Annotated in this window: 17 protein-coding genes and 1 pseudogene; 11 read left to right on the top strand and 7 right to left on the bottom strand. The window is 42.8% G+C overall.

The genetic code is table 11. The features are described from left to right. Positions 1–11 precede the first annotated feature (11 nt). The 3 genes from L0M13_RS02460 (at position 12) to L0M13_RS02470 (ending at position 2239) form a co-directional block, all read left to right on the top strand. Positions 12–980, top strand: a complete 969-nt coding sequence (locus tag L0M13_RS02460; RefSeq protein WP_235198160.1) for a ring-cleaving dioxygenase — start codon at positions 12–14, stop codon at positions 978–980. A 16-nt stretch (positions 981–996) separates the two neighbouring features. After that, positions 997–1278 (top strand): GNAT family N-acetyltransferase, encoded by a 282-nt coding sequence (locus tag L0M13_RS02465; protein ID WP_235198161.1) that lies wholly within the window; start codon positions 997–999, stop codon positions 1276–1278. Positions 1279–1609: 331 nt separating this feature from the next. After that, the gene (locus tag L0M13_RS02470) at positions 1610–2239 is read left to right on the top strand and encodes a DUF4064 domain-containing protein (RefSeq protein ID WP_235198162.1); all 630 of its coding nucleotides are present in this window, start codon (positions 1610–1612) and stop codon (positions 2237–2239) included. A 19-nt stretch (positions 2240–2258) separates the two neighbouring features. Here L0M13_RS02470 and L0M13_RS02475 read toward each other — a convergent pair whose 3' ends face one another. Beyond that, entirely contained in the window at positions 2259–2750 is a 492-nt protein-coding gene (locus tag L0M13_RS02475) for a GNAT family N-acetyltransferase (RefSeq protein WP_235198163.1), read from the bottom strand. Positions 2751–2846: 96 nt separating this feature from the next. On the opposite strand from L0M13_RS02475, the gene L0M13_RS02480 reads away from it, so the two are divergent. Continuing rightward, positions 2847–3299, top strand: a complete 453-nt coding sequence (locus L0M13_RS02480) for a GNAT family N-acetyltransferase (RefSeq protein ID WP_235198164.1) — start codon at positions 2847–2849, stop codon at positions 3297–3299. A gap of 78 nt (positions 3300–3377) precedes the next feature. Beyond that, positions 3378–3743 carry a hypothetical protein gene (locus L0M13_RS02485; protein ID WP_235198165.1) on the top strand — a complete coding sequence of 122 codons (366 nt, stop codon included), beginning with the start codon at positions 3378–3380 and terminating at the stop codon, positions 3741–3743. A 25-nt stretch (positions 3744–3768) separates the two neighbouring features. Here the strand turns inward: L0M13_RS02485 and L0M13_RS02490 are convergent, their stop codons facing one another. Beyond that, positions 3769–4923 carry an MFS transporter gene (locus L0M13_RS02490; RefSeq protein ID WP_235198166.1) on the bottom strand — a complete coding sequence of 385 codons (1155 nt, stop codon included), beginning with the start codon at positions 4921–4923 and terminating at the stop codon, positions 3769–3771. Positions 4924–5024: 101 nt separating this feature from the next. Between L0M13_RS02490 and L0M13_RS02495 the strand changes: the two genes are divergently transcribed. The 4 genes from L0M13_RS02495 (at position 5025) to L0M13_RS02510 (ending at position 8238) form a co-directional block, all read left to right on the top strand. Continuing rightward, entirely contained in the window at positions 5025–5897 is an 873-nt protein-coding gene (locus tag L0M13_RS02495) for a diacylglycerol/lipid kinase family protein (RefSeq protein WP_235198167.1), read from the top strand. A 314-nt stretch (positions 5898–6211) separates the two neighbouring features. Then, entirely contained in the window at positions 6212–6997 is a 786-nt protein-coding gene (locus tag L0M13_RS02500) for a helix-turn-helix domain-containing protein (RefSeq protein ID WP_052653177.1), read from the top strand. Positions 6998–7157: 160 nt separating this feature from the next. Next, the gene (yidC, locus tag L0M13_RS02505; RefSeq protein ID WP_235198168.1) at positions 7158–7940 is read left to right on the top strand and encodes a membrane protein insertase YidC; all 783 of its coding nucleotides are present in this window, start codon (positions 7158–7160) and stop codon (positions 7938–7940) included. Positions 7941–7992: 52 nt separating this feature from the next. Beyond that, a complete protein-coding gene (locus tag L0M13_RS02510; RefSeq protein WP_235198169.1) occupies positions 7993–8238 on the top strand; it encodes a hypothetical protein in 246 nt (81 codons plus the stop codon). A gap of 224 nt (positions 8239–8462) precedes the next feature. Here the strand turns inward: L0M13_RS02510 and L0M13_RS02515 are convergent, their stop codons facing one another. After that, positions 8463–9614 carry a 3-phenylpropionate MFS transporter gene (locus tag L0M13_RS02515; RefSeq protein WP_235198170.1) on the bottom strand — a complete coding sequence of 384 codons (1152 nt, stop codon included), beginning with the start codon at positions 9612–9614 and terminating at the stop codon, positions 8463–8465. 123 nt (positions 9615–9737) lie between these two features. Here L0M13_RS02515 and L0M13_RS02520 point away from each other — a divergent pair, with 123 nt between their 5' ends. Together L0M13_RS02520 and L0M13_RS02525 are read left to right on the top strand one after the other, a co-directional pair. After that, the gene (locus L0M13_RS02520) at positions 9738–10067 is read left to right on the top strand and encodes a hypothetical protein (RefSeq protein WP_235198171.1); all 330 of its coding nucleotides are present in this window, start codon (positions 9738–9740) and stop codon (positions 10065–10067) included. After that, positions 10009–10689, top strand: coding sequence for a M15 family metallopeptidase (locus L0M13_RS02525; RefSeq protein ID WP_311195614.1), 681 nt, complete (start codon positions 10009–10011; stop codon positions 10687–10689). The genes L0M13_RS02520 and L0M13_RS02525 overlap by 59 nt, the downstream gene beginning before the upstream one ends. Positions 10690–10752: 63 nt before the next feature. On the opposite strand, the pseudogene cls reads toward L0M13_RS02525, so the two are convergent. The 4 genes and pseudogenes from cls to L0M13_RS02545 all read right to left on the bottom strand — a co-directional run bounded on the left by cls (position 10753) and on the right by L0M13_RS02545 (position 15303). Next, positions 10753–12205, bottom strand: a pseudogene (cls, locus tag L0M13_RS02530) (cardiolipin synthase). Between the two features lie 153 nt (positions 12206–12358). Further along, positions 12359–13189, bottom strand: a complete 831-nt coding sequence (locus L0M13_RS02535) for a squalene/phytoene synthase family protein (protein WP_235198172.1) — start codon at positions 13187–13189, stop codon at positions 12359–12361. Between the two features lie 187 nt (positions 13190–13376). Then, a complete protein-coding gene (locus L0M13_RS02540) occupies positions 13377–14096 on the bottom strand; it encodes an HAD-IIB family hydrolase (RefSeq protein ID WP_235198173.1) in 720 nt (239 codons plus the stop codon). Further along, positions 14041–15303 carry a glycosyltransferase gene (locus L0M13_RS02545; protein WP_235198174.1) on the bottom strand — a complete coding sequence of 421 codons (1263 nt, stop codon included), beginning with the start codon at positions 15301–15303 and terminating at the stop codon, positions 14041–14043. The genes L0M13_RS02540 and L0M13_RS02545 overlap by 56 nt, the downstream gene beginning before the upstream one ends. Positions 15304–15362: the final 59 nt, after the last annotated feature.

Raw genomic sequence — 15362 nt, forward strand, 5'->3', positions numbered from 1 at the left:
AGGAAGAAATAATGAAACTAGAAGGCATTCACCACGTTTCCGCGATTACCGCAAATGCGGATAAGAACCATGACTTCTTTACACGAATTTTAGGAATGCGTTTAGTGAAGAAGAGTGTTAATCAGGATTCGACTTCGTCTTATCATTTGTTTTATGCCGATGCAGTAGGGACTCCTGGAACTGACATGACGTACTTTGATATTCCGATGGCCGGCCGCACCTATCCGGGTGTTTCTGCCATCAGCAATACGGCCTTTCGCATCAAGAGTGAAGCGGCGCTCACGTATTGGATTGAACGCTTCGATCATTACGGTGTCCCGCATGGAGATATAGAAGAAGTTTTTGGTCGGCAATCACTGACTTTCCAGGACTTTGAAGGATCCCGTCTAATGCTGGTAGTAGATGACGGAAAAGGAATTGAATACGGAATTCCTTGGACGAAAGCGGGAATTCCTGAAGAACATGCAATTGTCGGTTTAGGGCATGTTCGTTTGACTGTCCGTAAAAATACCAAGACAGCAGCTGTGCTAAGCGACATTTTAGGATTTGAGCAGATTGGCTCTTATCCGTCAAAAATAGAAGGAATGAAAGATATTTTAGTGTTTTCAACAGGAAAAGGCGGGCCTGCTGGCGAAGTACACTTAGAGGAACGGACAGATTTGCCGCCTGAACGTCCTGGGAGAGGAAGCGTCCATCATGTCGCTTTCCGTGTGAAAACGTATGAAGAGTACAGCAAGTGGAACGCTTACTTGCGTTCAAATGGCTTTATGACTTCAGGTGAAGTAGATCGCTATTATTTCAAAGCTATCTATTTCCGTGAGCCGAATGGCATTCTTTTTGAATTATCGACGGATGAACCGGGCTTTGCAACAGATGAGCCATTGGAAAATTTAGGAGAAACGCTTGCTTTGCCGCCGTTTCTTGAGCCGAAACGGGCTGAAATCGAAGCATCGCTGCGTCCATTGTCTATCAATCAATAAGTAGGGGGAGAAAAATATGGAATTTCAGCTAGTAGAATTAGGAAATGATGAATTCGCTTATCGCCAGGAAGAAGCAGGAATGCTTAAGGCGGAAATTACATGGACGGAACTGGCGGATGTCATGGTGATCGAGCACACTTTTGTAGATGAATCGATGCGCAACCAAGGCATTGCGAAAAAATTGCTTGATCGCGCTGCCGACTATGCCCGTGAACATAATTACAAAATGGAGCCGGTTTGTTCGTATGCAGTTGTTGCATTCGATCGCTATAAAGACTACGATGATGTGAAAATTTAAGCATGCAAAAAGCAATCCTCTTCAATTTCGAGTGGATTGCTTTTGCTATGTTGCCAATATGTAGTTTTCCATCCTCATCCTCCGTGTTATAGGCTTGTCATAAAGAAAACGATAGCAGTTAAAACAGAAGCGCCGCCAATTCCATACATAAAGTCTGCTTGATTAAAAATCAACTTCTTTTCCATTAATTTCATCTCCCTTAAAGTATTTGTTAATAATTAACTACCCCGATCCCGAAAGCTTAAACAGGTTTTATTAATTTTAATCAGGGAAACTGTTTAGGGAGGGCTTTCAATCAAGCCAGAAGAAAAGTGAGAAAGAGGTGCATGAAATGAATAATGGAGTTGTCAGCAGAGGTGCAGAAAAAACATTAGGTGTAATAGGCATTATCTTTAATCTTTTAACCATCGCCCTATTGGTAATCGGTATCCTTAGTTTCGACAGTGTGCAAAACACGACAGAATTCCAGGATTTTGAGCAAGAAATCTTGAATGATTCAACATTTGCAAGCCCGCAAGACGCCCAAGCCTTTTTGGATACGTTCATTTCCAGCTTTAGCATCATTGGCTGGATAATCGTTGCGTTGCTTGCGATCAGTACCATTTTAGCGATTCTAGCTATCGCGAATCTGCGAAATAATCGCAATCCTAAAGCTGCAGGAGTGCTTTTCATCATTGCAGGGCTATTTGCAGGGTTGCTGTCGTTAACATCGATCTTATTCTACATTGCGGCAATCATGTGCTTTGTACGAAAAGGGACTAAACGGGACGATTACTCGTCAGGACACGATGACTTCAACGGACGCAATGAAGATGTGAAGTTAAAGGAAGAACAGCGAATTCGTGAAGAAGAACGGATCCGCCAAGAAGAGCGCCTTCGCCAAGAAGAACTGCGCAGACAAAATGATACCACCAATAATAATCCGCTTCATAAAGATGACGATACGTATCGTCCCCTATAAACGAAAAACACCCGTTCTTTTAAAGAACGGGTGTTTTTAAGTAATAAATATATTTGGCAGTCTGCAAAGGGTAGCCTTCAAAGACTTCTTCAAATTCTTCTACTAATTCAAAGCCATTGCGTTCATAGAACTTCCGGCCTTTTTCATTTTTGCTTTCCACATAAACAAATAATTGCGAGCCATCTTTTAAATGGGATAGTCCGCTCGACAACAATTGTTTGCCGTAGCCATTGCGCTGAAATTCAGGTTTCAGGTAAAGCGCAATCAGCTCAGCATCACCGTCTTCGTCTACACGGGTGAAATTGGCAAATCCGACGGGTTCGGTGCCATGAAAAGCTAGCAAAACGATGGTTCTCTCGAGTCTCATCTCCATCATGGGCGTAGAGTACGATTTATCTAAAAATTGTTTTTGGACAGTTGGAGGAATAATGCCTTCATAAGTATCAACCCAGCTAACGTGTGCGATTTCCTGGACAGATGCAATATCATCAATCGTGCCTGCACGAATCATTTACTCACCTCTAAAATTCTTTCCGTTATCATATCAAAAATACATCCAAATAGCCACTAATGTGAAATAATGAAAAGAGAGAGGGAGGCGAAGAAATTGGAGTGGAATGCCTATCATTTTGATGAACTGACTGCCCATAAATTATATGAGTTTTTGAAATTGCGGGTGGACGTATTTGTAGTGGAACAGAATTGCCCGTATCCGGAATTGGATGACTTAGATCAAGAATCCATTCACATCGCCTATAGCGAGAATGGCAAAACATTGGCTTATGCCAGGCTCGTTCCGGCAGGGGTAAAGTATGAAATTCCTTCTATCGGACGGGTCATCGTCCGTGCTGAAGCAAGAAACCGGGGGCTCGCTAAACAATTGATGGTCCAAGCAATGGACTATATCTTGAATGAATGGCAAGCCAATGAAATTCAATTGCAAGGGCAAGTATACTTGCAAGAGTTTTATGAGTCCTTCGGTTTTCTGCCGATTTCAGAGGCATACGATGAAGATGGAATTCCGCATGTGGATATGAAATTCACCAACAATAAAATGTAATGCTTTTGACATGTGAATGTTGCATAAGTTTAGTAAAATAGGGTAAACAAGTTTTAATAGAGAATAGGAGTGAAGTAAATGGCAAAAAGAAGAGGGATATTATTGGCAGGTTTAGCTGCCGGCGCATATGCATACTTCAAAAAACCAGAAAATCGTGAAAAAGCCACTGTAGCTTTTAATAATGCGAAAACGAAGGTGAATTCATTTATGGAATCTCAAAACTTGGATAAACTAAACAAAACATCAACTGATGGACAAGAATCGACAAAAGACCGCGAAAAAGAAATGGTCAATGAAGGCGGAGAGCCAGGCGTCCAATATTATAATGAAGATAAAAAAGCAGATGAAAATGCGAAGCTATCTTCAAACGATACGAGCGAAGAAAAATCAGAGAACACGAAGACCGTATCGCCGGAGCCGCGCATTGGCACCGATAATATCTAAATGAGTGGCCGAAAAAGAAGGATGGTTAAAAACCATCCTTCTTTACTGCGTTTTGCCTTCTAGCCACCATACCATTCAGCGCTGCTATGATGAGCAGCAAACTTCCACTTAAGATAAATCCTTCATTTGCGGATAATTCCAGAGCTCCAGTAACACTGGACCCGGCAACCACACCAAAAGAAAAGAATGCATAGAAATAGCCATAAGCTCTTCCGCGCGATTGCGGATTCGTCGAATCGACCAAGAGCGAGTTGATGGAAGGAAAAAGAAGGGCAAAACCGATTCCATAGCTTGCCATGGCGATATACATAAGTGCTACAAGAGAAACCGCACTTAAAAGAAAAAGGGATAGCGCCATACACGTGAAGCCGGCGATCAATGTATAGACAGGCTTTACGCGGTCAAATAAGCGATTGACCGGCAGCAAAAATACCAAAATGGCAGCAATTCCGAAAGTGCTTAGCAGCAAACCGCTCATTTCAGAAGGCAATTGAAGCGCATCGATTTTAAGAGGCAGCATATAAGCAAGCACACCTTGAGAAAACATTAAGAAAAAAGCACCGATAAATGCCTGGGACAAGCCGCAGTTGCGGATGGAGACCATGAATGGAATATTAGGAGCGTGGACAGATTCTTGCTTGGCAGGTTCTTTCTTTAGCAAGAAGTAAGAAACGGCCCCTAGCAACAGGAGAATGGTGCCTGTAACTCCCATCATTTCCGGGACACTTGTACGGCTCGCGTAAATGGCGCCGAAAGCCGGGCCAATAATAGCGGCTAATCCGACAAAAGCTCCGGAAACTGCAGCCCCTTTTCCTCGCCGGTTCTGCTCGGTTTTATTAGCCAGAAAAGTGAAAGCGGCAGGTACCGTGAAGCCGGCAGCCAATCCGTGGAAAAAGCGGATGATCAACAAACTGTACGGGCCATCTGCTAAATGATAGGAAAACAAAATTACGCCTGTTGAAACCAGGCCGAAAATCAGTATGGCAAAAGGACCGCGGCGATCGGCGAATATTCCTGATATGACATTTCCTGCCACATTGGACAGTGAATACATGCCTACAGCAAGCCCGGCTATAAAAGGTGTGGCTCCTAGACCGACGGCAAATGGGCTCATGATTGGCAACTGGGCAAACAAGTCAAAAAATGCGAAGAAAATAATCAAATAAATAAAAATGTGCATTGTCGCCCTCACTTTCAGTAATTAAAGTACAGTGGGATTAACTTGACCCTAAGAGAGGGTAAAGGTAAATATGGTTATATCATACCACCGGAGGTAACTAAATGAAAAAAGCGATGTTTATCTTGAATCCATCTGCAGGAAAAGAGAAAGCGGCCCAATATCGTGCCCAAGTAGAACAGACATTAGTAGATATGAGCTATAGTGTAGACACAAGAACTACGGAAAAGCAGCATGACGCCACAAATTTTGCCCGTGAAGCCTGTGAATTGAAATATGATTTCGTCGTAGCGATGGGCGGCGATGGAACGATCAATGAAGCTGTTTCCGGTTTAGCGGAACAGCCGCACCAGCCGCTGTTTTCCTTGATTCCGCTTGGAACCGTCAATGACTTTGCCCGGGCACTGGGGATTTCATTAGATCCGCCGGAAGCGATTGAAGCGCTGAAAACAGGATACGAAAAAAGAGTGGATATCGCAAAAGTAGGCGATCATTATTTCATGAATATTTTGGCGCTTGGGCAAATTGCCGAATCGACTTATGAAGTGTCACCAGAGCAGAAAACGCGATTAGGGGCCTTGGCTTATTTCATAGAAGGAGTTAAGGCGATTACTTCGGATGCGGAACAATATTTTAAAATCACACATGACCATGGGGAGTGGGAAGGCGAAGCGAAACTGGTGCTAGTCGCGTTGACCAATTCGGTTGGCGGATTTGAAAAGCTGGCGCCAGAAGCCTTAACGGACGATGGGCTACTGCACGTCTATATTGTGAAAAATGCAGCTTTGCCTGCTTTTATCCGTATAGCAGGTGCGATGTTAAGAGGGAAGCTTGAAAAAGATCCGGCAGTAGAAGTGGTTCATACAACCGCGTCTCCATTGACACAAGTGAGCCGATTTCATGTAATATCGACGGCGATGAAGGTTCCCCGACTCCTTTTACAATCGAAGTTCTTCCGCAGCATATTCGGGCTTTGATCCCGCCTGATAAAGAATAGAAACGAGGGAGCAAAAGCCAGCCTTTCTTGGGAAAGACTGGCTTTTAATCTTTAATTTTAAAATATTGGAAATTTATTAGTTTCCAGAGAAACCCTTTTGACAGATATTCGTCATTTGTAGTATAGTTTTAGGGAAAATATTTCCTTTAATAAGGTATTAAAGGTAAAATGGTAATAAACCATATTACATAAAAAATTTAATAAGTTCTACTTTGTGCTATGTTCATCTCGTGCGATTCAGTATATAGTTGAAGTAACTGCTCAAAATTTAGAACTTAGAAAGACGGGGAAAAAATGAATATACTAGCTGCGCCATCGATTCAAGAAACAATTTCCAAGATTTTCATGAATGAAAGTGAAAATCTGAATCAATATGAGGGAATTGAAAAGTTTTTTGAAATCGAAACACAATTAATTTATGAAATCCACCATCTTGAAAAAGACCGGGCAAAACAAACTTTGCGTCTTTTGATCGATTTAATCGGTATTAAAGCAGGCAAAGATACCATTCGCCAAGTCCGCAACTATTACATAGTGCTGTCATCTGTAATGGCCCGTAAACTTTATGAAATGCGCGTGCCGCCTAAAAAAGCGTTTGCCTTCAATACGGCCTGCATCGAATTGGTTGAAAAGCATATGAACGATTCAGAGTTTCTTTACGTGGCTGATGAGTTGATCGAGTTCTTTGTGTCGGTTATTTCCGAACGCAAACAGCCATCTTTTGGCCATCAAACCGTAAACAAAGTAGTCATGTTCATCAATGATGAAGTTGAACGCGACTTGTCGGTAGAGGACATTGCAAAACATTTCCATATCTCAACGAGCCATTTGTCCCGTATTTTCAGAGAACATGCCGGCATTACATTGGTTGAGTATTTAAATGTGCGCCGTGTAGAAGAATCGCAATATTATTTGCGCCACTCGGACAAAGGGATTTCAGAGATTTCGAAGCAATTCCATTTCTGCAACCAAAGCTATTTCACACGCATCTTCAAAAAATACACAACTGTCACACCAAAACAATTCCGCGACAGCCAGCACATTCCGTACTTCCGCTACAATCTGCCAAACTCGAATTAAGGAGAATTTTTTCTCCTTTTTTTCTTGCCTAAAAACTTTTATGGCATTCGCTATTTTGTCACACAATGCAATAAAGTTTGCTAATTCAGAGTCACTGATTGAAATTTATCAATCATATAGGTATACTTCTTTATAGTTGAAAAAGGTGAAGGTGACTAAATTGAAAAAGAAAATGATATTGCTGTCCTTTCTGGCAATGGCGGTTCTCGTATTAAGCGGCTGTTCGGCTGTCGAGAATCAAGAAGGGTTTTTCTATAGTATTTTTGTAAAGCCATTTGCTAGTTCGTTAATTTACTTGGGTGACTTGTTCGGTGGAAGCTATGGTTTAGCGATTGTCGCAATTACTGTAGTAATTCGTCTAATCTTGATGCCGTTCATGCTGCGTACGTATAAACGCCAGCAGGGCATGAAAGTCAAAATGGATAAATTGCGCCCGGAAATGGAAGACATTCAAAAGCGCTTAAAAGAAACAAAAGACAAAGAGGAACAAATGAAAATCCAGCAGGAAATGATGGGTCTATACAAAAAGCATGACGTTAACCCGTTGAACATGGGCTGTCTGCCAGTTGTCATCCAAATGCCAATCATTATGGGTCTTTACTTTGCGATTCTCTACGCTCCGGATTATGTAAAAGACCATGAGTTCCTATGGTTCACATTAGGCTCACCGGATATTTTAATGACTTTGATTGCTGGAGCAGTTTACTTCTTCCAAGCAAAAGTCTCATTATGGACAATGCCGGAACAGCAGCAAAAGCAAATGAAACTTTTCGTTTATATCTCACCAGTGATGATCATGTTCGTATCATTTTCATCCATGGCTGCATTGCCAGTATACTGGGCAGTTGGCGGGATTTTGCTGATCATCCAAACGTTTATCGGACGCAAGTTCTATTCTGAACATCCCGAAAAAGCTTTGGAAGCTGTAGAAGATAAAAAATAAAAACAAAAAGCCGGCATACTTTGCCGGCTTTCTTTTTTAGGAGTGAAAGAAGATGAATTCGAAATGGATACAAGGGATTGCGATGGCTGCATTAAGTCTGGCAGCGCTCGCTTTTCTCGTTATGGGAAATTTAGAAATCACCGTATTATTCATGACTTTGCTTTTTGTGTTGACTAATTCGTTCCGTTATCGCCAGATGAAAGCACAAGGCATGGACCGCGAAGCAAAATGGATGCGTGGGATGGCCATCATTTTTGCCGCATTGTTTGTCATCGTGTTGGTTACAATTCTTGTATAATCAAGTAGTTAAAAACAGCAGCAGCCTAATTGGCTGCTGCTGTTTTTTTGTATTGGTATTTTTCTTTTTGGCGTTCTTCAAGTAAGGTATCTAAGCGTTCCATTAAGCTTGCGATATCCTTTTGTGAAATTCGTTTCAATATACCCAGCTCCCTGTGACAGTTGATACTCATTTATTCGCAGTCACCTCGGAGATTATGGGGGTAGTTTGTAGGAATTTTTATTTTAATAAGAAAATCTTTTTCTAGTGAGCAAAACCAGCAAAATGGCCGGGCCGGAGAATAGAACCATTCCAAGGAACGAAAGGCCAGGAGAGATTTCGTAAAGAAAACCTCCAAGAATGGTCAAAGCGGCAACGCTTAAACTCATAGCAATGGCTGCATACATTCCTTGGGCAGCAGGAATGTGCAAAGGATCAAGCTTTTGGAAAATATAGCGGATAAATGCGAAATGCGCCACCCCGAAAGACAAGGCGTGGAAAACTTGGCTGAAGATGAAAACCCAAACGGATGGAAAAAGGAAAATCAGCACCCATCGCAACGTGGAGCCAATACCGGCGATTAAGAACATCGACGAAACGGACCAATTGGCGAACCATGCATCAGCTTTTGCAAATATCAGAATTTCAAAAAGGATCGCTACATTCAAGATGAGGCCAATGTAAAAGCTGTTGACGCCAACATCCTGCAAATAAATAAACCCATAATTATAGTAAGCGGCGTGGGCTCCCTGCAGCAAAGTGGTGATCAGCAACATGAGCATGAACGGTTTTGAACGCAGCAATTCTTTCATGACGCTTCCAGAATCCGTTTTTTTGGATTCAGGTTTAGCTTGTAAGGGAATAGGTGAAGTAGCTGATTGGGTGAAAGCCATGAATAGCAATCCGCCGAGCATTACCCAGTAAATGGCGCTTTCTTGCCATATTGCCGTAGCACCGCCGACAATCAATAATGCGATGGTGTAGCCGACAGAGCCATAAGAACGGCTTTTGCCGTAATGGATACGATCTGTTTTCATCAATACGGTTGCACCGCTTTCCATCGCCGGCAGCAAGTTCGGATAAACAAAGCTGAAAGCGAAAGTTAAGATGAATAGCCACACATAAGAGTTAGCGGGCATATGCAGGAGCATAAGGGCGAAAGATAGAATTGCCAGTAGCTGCATAAGCTTCCCTAACGAAAAGATGCGCGTCATAAGTGGGAAAAATATCAGGGTGGAAAGTGATCGGGCGAACATGCCCGCACCCATGATGAGGCTCGCTGCTGAAACGCTGATGCCTTTATCGTTGGTCAACCATCCTGTCCAATAAGGCAGAAAAACGCCCCATGTGAAAAAGAAAGCGAAAAAATTAAGTGAAAGCCATTTTTGATTGTTCATATTCTTCCCTCGTATCTTGTAAAAAATTCTATTTAAAGTATACCGAATGTTCATTTGTTTAGGGAGAAATTATGCGAGAGTAATGGTAGAATAATAAAGAACTTTAGAGAAAGAAGGAGAACCATGCAATCGCGGTATTCGATGAATCAGAAAAATAAGAAGCCTTATATAAAATGGATCCTCATTAGCCTAGGAATTGTCATTGTTTTAGCTGGAGGGGTTTCCGCTTACTGGATGTCTCTCCACAATTGGGATATAGAAGAAAGTTTAGAGGCTTTATCGCCAGCCGAAACTGAAATCGAAACAGTTGAACCAAATGAAGATGTCTCATCGGAAAAAGGGGGAACGCCTGTGCCTGAAGAGCCTCAAACTCCGGTAGAACCAGAAAAGCCGATTGAACCGGAAGCACCGGAAAAAACGGAAACTCCACCAGCAAAAGTTCCTCCCGCTTGATGAAGAAGAGAAAGCGCCGGAGCAAGAAAAGACGCCTCCTGCAAAAGAACAACCGGTAAAAGATGCGACAAAATATCAGGACAATTTAAAATTGCCGGCTAAACCGACAATTATTAACAATATCTTGATCGCCAACAAACAACATCCGCTGCCGCAATCTTACGCACCAGGTGAAAGCAAAGAAGCGAGAGCCGCTTTTGAAGCCATGCGGACAGAAGCGCTAAAAGCGAAAATCGATTTGACGGCATTTAGTACGTATCGTGATTTTGCACGCCAGAAAGTTTTATACGATGGCTATGTTGCTAAAGATGGCCAGCAAGCGGCAGATCGCTATAGCGCTCGCCCGGGATATTCGGAACATCAGACAGGACTTGCTTTTGATATCGGGGAAACGGGGCAAGAGCAGCATTGGGCTTCTGCTACCTTTGGTGACACAAAAGGCGGCAAATGGCTGATGGAGAACGCGCATCGCTACGGCTTTATTCTCCGCTACCCACAAGGTGCAGAAAAGATTACCGGCTACATGCACGAATCTTGGCATTACCGTTATGTCGGCAAAGAAGTGGCAGCTGATATCTATGCTAAAGGCGTGACTTTAGAAGAGTATCTGGATGTACATTAAAAAGCGTTTCCTTCCAACTAAGGAAGGAAACGCTTTTTGTATGCTTTCTGCTAGGGCATAGTCTTATAGGATAGGTGCAAGCAGCCGAGCAATCGATTCTTTTGTTTTAATCATTTTGGTTCTGGATAAATAGATGTCTACTGTCAGTTCCGTCGAAAGCTCAACGTCTTGGTGGAACAATTCCGCAAGGTCAGTGGAAACTTTTTCATCATAGATGAAGGCATTTATTTCAAAGTTTAATTTAAAGCTCCGGACATCGATATTGGCAGTCCCAACGGTAGATGCTTTTCCGTCAATCACAATCATTTTCGTATGGATAAATCCATTATCGTAAATATAGACCCGCGCCTGCTTTTAATAACTGGCCAGCATACGAATAAGTCGCCCAGTAGACGAAAGGATGGTCCGGTTTGTTCGGAATCATGACGCGCACATCGATGCCGGATAAGGCGGCAATTCGGATAGCGTCATAGAAGCTTGCATCGGGTATGAAATACGGCGTTTGAATATAAATCGAATCTTTCGCCATATTAATCAGTTTCAGGTAACCGTCTTTAATCTGTTCCCATTCTTCGTCAGGACCACTCGAGACAATCTGCATTGTTGTTTTGCCTTTTTCAGGAATGGCCGGGAAGAAGACTTCATCGTATTCAATATCATGGCGTGCGGAAGCCTGATTCCAATCCAAGATGAAACGGGTTTGCAGCGGGTGTACAGCACTGCCTTCTACACGCAGATGGGTGTCTCTCCAGTAGCCGAATTTCCGGCTTAAGCCGATGTATTCATCTCCCACATTAAATCCGCCGATATAACCGACACGGCCATCGATGACCACAATTTTCCGGTGATTCCGGTAATTGAGGCGCAGGTTAATAATCGGCATGATGGAAGGGAAGAAAGTTTCAACTTCTCCGCCTGCATCGATAAATTCTTTAAAATGCCTTTTACTGAGCCGGCGTGACCCCATATCGTCATAAAGCAGCCTAACTTTGACGCCTTGTTTCGCCTTAGCGGTTAAGGTCTTTAAAAGACGAGTGCCTAGGCCGTCCAAACGGAAAATATAATATTGAATATGTATATGGTCTTTTGCTTGTTCCATATCGGCAATCAATGCATCAAATTTTTGTCGGCCATCATTGAAAATTTGGACAGAGTTGTCCTGAGTCAGCACGGCACCGTTATTCCGTAAGTGAAGATAAACTAAATCTTTGTAGTCATGGGCATTGTTGTCATGAAAATGAAATTCGTCTTCGTCCAATGCGTGTAATTGATGCTTGATCAAACTATCAATACCAATTTTTTTTCGGCCTTCCCATTTGAACAGGGTCTTCTTGCGAAGTTGGCGGCCGAGAAGAAGATAAACAAAGAAGCCGAAAATCGGAATGAAAAACAAGACCAACAGCCATGCCCATGTTGAAGAAGCGTCTCGCCGTTCTAAAAAGACAAGCGCTGCAGCTAGAAAAATATTGAGTACGAAAGTGGCTGCGGTCAATACACTAATAATGGAAATCGTCATTTTTCTCCCCCGTTTATAGTTGCTTCGCTTTTTTAAGTATAGCCTATTTGGTCGAAAGGAAGAAGGAAAGTGAAGCCGAAAGTAAGTATCTTCTCCTATATCAGCCCATACAAAAAAAGACGCATTTGATAAGTCATCAAATGCGTCCCTCGCCTAATTGATCTGTTCTTCTTGCTTGAGCTGTTCCACGATTCCTTCAACTTCAGACCGTGTAATTTTCTCTTTTCCGGATTTCAATGCTTTCAAGGTACTGTGCGCTAAAGCCAATGGCACTTTGCAGAACATCAAAATCCGTTTATTTTTAATCGATTTTACGTATTGGTTAGCCTGTTCCAAATTGCCGTTTGCGTAATTGAACATGTCTTCACGCGTCCAACCATCTGGTACAAAAGTGACGCCGCGTTCCAGGTCTTCATCGTAGTTGCGGAGCATATTTACAGCCTGTAAGCCCCGTCCAAAAGCGATGGCCAGTTCTGGATCCGTTTCTGTATTGTCATGCCATTTCCATAAGTCGGAAAGCATCGTGCCGACAAGTCCAGCTACGTAATACGTGTAATCATCCAGATCTTCCTTCGTTTCAATAACCCACTTTTTCTCTACCCATTTCGCCATTCCGGCTGCCATGATAGAAGTCGATTCCTTCACTTTTTCCACGATTTCCGGAGGACAGACGCTGATCCAATCGGCTAAGCGCTTTGTAACCGGCGGCAGAAAGTTGTCGTATGGTTTGATCAAAGCTTCGTAAGCAAACCGGTCGAATGGCGCTTTCAACAATTCGCTGGTTGCGGATAAAAGGTGAATTTTTGCTTCATCCTCCAATTCCGGATGGTCTTCAATTTCATCAATTGCCCGCATGCATAAATAGGCAGAAGCTACAGTTTTTTTCAAATTAGATTCTAAAAAATTGATTGGGATGAAAAAAGTCCGGCTCGTTTCCTTCAACATGACCATGGACTCTTTTTGCAAATTCGCGACTTTACTCATCTCAATTTCCTCCTGTTCATAGGCAAATCTGTTTTTTTCATCTAAAAATACACAAAAATCTTTGGAAATCACGAAACTGCCTTTCCTTTAAATATAAACGAATTGGCTAAAAAAACAAATGTTTGCTTGAATACGCATAAATTATGTATAAAAATAGCCTTCCAAGGCCGTAGAAGCGGCTCGAAGGCTATTTGGAGTGGAAGTGTTTCCAAGCTTCCTGGATTCCGCCTGCATACCCTTTAGTGGCGCGGAAAATGAGGGGGTGTTCTTCACTTTCCAACAGTTCCGGAAGGGCGTTGCCGACAATAACAGAAGGAAAACCAAGTGTCAGCATCTCCGAGTCGTTTCCGGAATCTCCAGCTACTAACAGTTTTGCATCGCGAATATTGTATTTGTCCAATAAATATTGCAAAGCTTGTCCCTTGCCACTTGGCAATGGCACGATGTCGACATCGCGTCCACCGCTGAATATCAATTTATACGGAATGCCCGAGGCTTCCAGCTTAGTTTGGAATTCTTCAACAGGCTGTTTTTCGTCAACGTAATAGGAACAGCGATTTTCAAGCAAAAGCGGCTGTTTCGTCAAACCGGAAACTGTGGCGGCAATTGCGTCAATCGCATCGGGGTCCCAACTTTCCAACATTCGGGCTTCCCAGTCCTTGTCTTGTTCAAAGTTTTCACCGATGTGGATGGTCGTACCGACGTCTGTCACTAAAATATCCGGTACTGGCAAATTCTCGCTTTCAATTAAAGATAAAGCTGAGTCAAAATATCGGCCTGTAATGTAGATAAGAGAAACATCATAAATTTGTTCATCGTAGAATTTCAGCAATTGCTGAAGACCTTCGGAATCACCAACCAGTGTTCCGTCCAGGTCTGTTGCTAATATATGCTTTGCTTCGTGCACTGCTAATCACCTCATACATAGAATCAATGCGTTCGGAAATGGAATCCCAGTCAAAATCTTTCTGTGCAATTCTGACAGCTTGACGGCTCAAGCGTTCAACCAATAAAGAATTGATCGACAAGATTTCCATGGCAATTCCTAAATCGATCTCATTTTTAGTTTCGACCAGCAAACCGGTAATGCCATCCTGGACGACGTTTTTCAAACCGCCCACATCCGATGCGATAACAGGGCTTCCGCATGCTTGAGCTTCTGCAGCAACCATGCCGAACGATTCGTAATAACTCGGAACAATAGTAGCAGTGGCAATATTAAACAACCTTGCCAGCTGTTCCTGCGATTGCGGCCCAAGAAATTCAACATATTTTTCAATGCCTTTGACAGCATCGCGCAGTTTAGGGTCGAGCGGCAATCGTGTGGCGTGATCGATCCCATCTTGTTCTCCGCCAGCAATCAAAAGTCGAGGCTTGAATTTGGCTTCGGTCTTATTAACCAACAGCTGAAATGCATTCAGCAGTGTGAAGATTCCCTTAGTTTCTTCTAACCTTCCGGCAAAAACGAAGAGAGGAGCTTCAAAGCCGGATTTTTTTCTGAGATGTGAACGGATTCCCTGCACGGTAAATGCCTGGTCCACCCCGATGGGGATCACTTTGATAGGAGAAGGCGACTCAAGGTTTTCCTGAATCAATTGTTTCTCATTATTGGTAGTAGCAATTACTTGATCGGCTGTTTTTAAAATAGACTTTTCAGCTTTGATGCGCCGTGCATCTGTAACGCCGGTCGCTTTCGCTTTTGCCCATCCGAGAGAATGGGACGTATGGATAAACGGAAGTCCGAATTCTTCTTTCAGTTTTTTCCCGATTAAGCCGGAAAGCCAGTAATGTGTGTGGACCAAATCATATGAAGAAAGATTCAGCGCACTTTTCATCTCTTTATAGAAAGCCGGGAGCATCGTAAACATTTCATCTTTAGATACAAATCCTTTATGGCCGGCTTCGACCCGTATGACGCGGCAAGCAGTTCCGAATTTCTCGATTCTTGGTGCTGAAGCGTCGCACCAATGGGTGACAACATCTATTTGCCAACCTCTTTTCTCAAGGGCAAGGGCTAATTGTTTAACGTAATTATTTTGACCGCCGGCTTGTTTGCCTCCTAATTTTGCCAAAGGATCGCCGTGGTCTGAAACAAAAAGCGCTCTTTTAATCATTGTGCTCATCTCCATTCGATGTCATTTCAATTTCTATAAAAAAACGGAACTGGACTATT

The organism is Planococcus sp. 107-1 (genome assembly GCF_021513255.1).
Lineage (GTDB): Bacteria > Bacillota > Bacilli > Bacillales_A > Planococcaceae > Planococcus.

Bases quoted from the DNA above. Each gene is read 5' to 3' on its own strand.
- L0M13_RS02460 (WP_235198160.1), top strand. From the start codon at position 12: ATGAAACTAGAAGGCATTCACCACGTTTCCGCGATTACCGCAAATGCG.
- L0M13_RS02465 (WP_235198161.1), top strand. From the start codon at position 997: ATGGAATTTCAGCTAGTAGAATTAGGAAATGATGAATTCGCTTATCGC.
- L0M13_RS02470 (WP_235198162.1), top strand. From the start codon at position 1,610: ATGAATAATGGAGTTGTCAGCAGAGGTGCAGAAAAAACATTAGGTGTA.
- L0M13_RS02475 (WP_235198163.1), bottom strand. From the start codon at position 2,750: ATGATTCGTGCAGGCACGATTGATGATATTGCATCTGTCCAGGAAATC.
- L0M13_RS02485 (WP_235198165.1), top strand. From the start codon at position 3,378: ATGGCAAAAAGAAGAGGGATATTATTGGCAGGTTTAGCTGCCGGCGCA.
- L0M13_RS02490 (WP_235198166.1), bottom strand. From the start codon at position 4,923: ATGCACATTTTTATTTATTTGATTATTTTCTTCGCATTTTTTGACTTG.
- L0M13_RS02495 (WP_235198167.1), top strand. From the start codon at position 5,025: ATGAAAAAAGCGATGTTTATCTTGAATCCATCTGCAGGAAAAGAGAAA.
- L0M13_RS02500 (WP_052653177.1), top strand. From the start codon at position 6,212: ATGAATATACTAGCTGCGCCATCGATTCAAGAAACAATTTCCAAGATT.
- L0M13_RS02510 (WP_235198169.1), top strand. From the start codon at position 7,993: ATGAATTCGAAATGGATACAAGGGATTGCGATGGCTGCATTAAGTCTG.
- L0M13_RS02515 (WP_235198170.1), bottom strand. From the start codon at position 9,614: ATGAACAATCAAAAATGGCTTTCACTTAATTTTTTCGCTTTCTTTTTC.
- L0M13_RS02520 (WP_235198171.1), top strand. From the start codon at position 9,738: ATGCAATCGCGGTATTCGATGAATCAGAAAAATAAGAAGCCTTATATA.
- L0M13_RS02535 (WP_235198172.1), bottom strand. From the start codon at position 13,189: ATGAGTAAAGTCGCGAATTTGCAAAAAGAGTCCATGGTCATGTTGAAG.
- L0M13_RS02545 (WP_235198174.1), bottom strand. From the start codon at position 15,303: ATGATTAAAAGAGCGCTTTTTGTTTCAGACCACGGCGATCCTTTGGCA.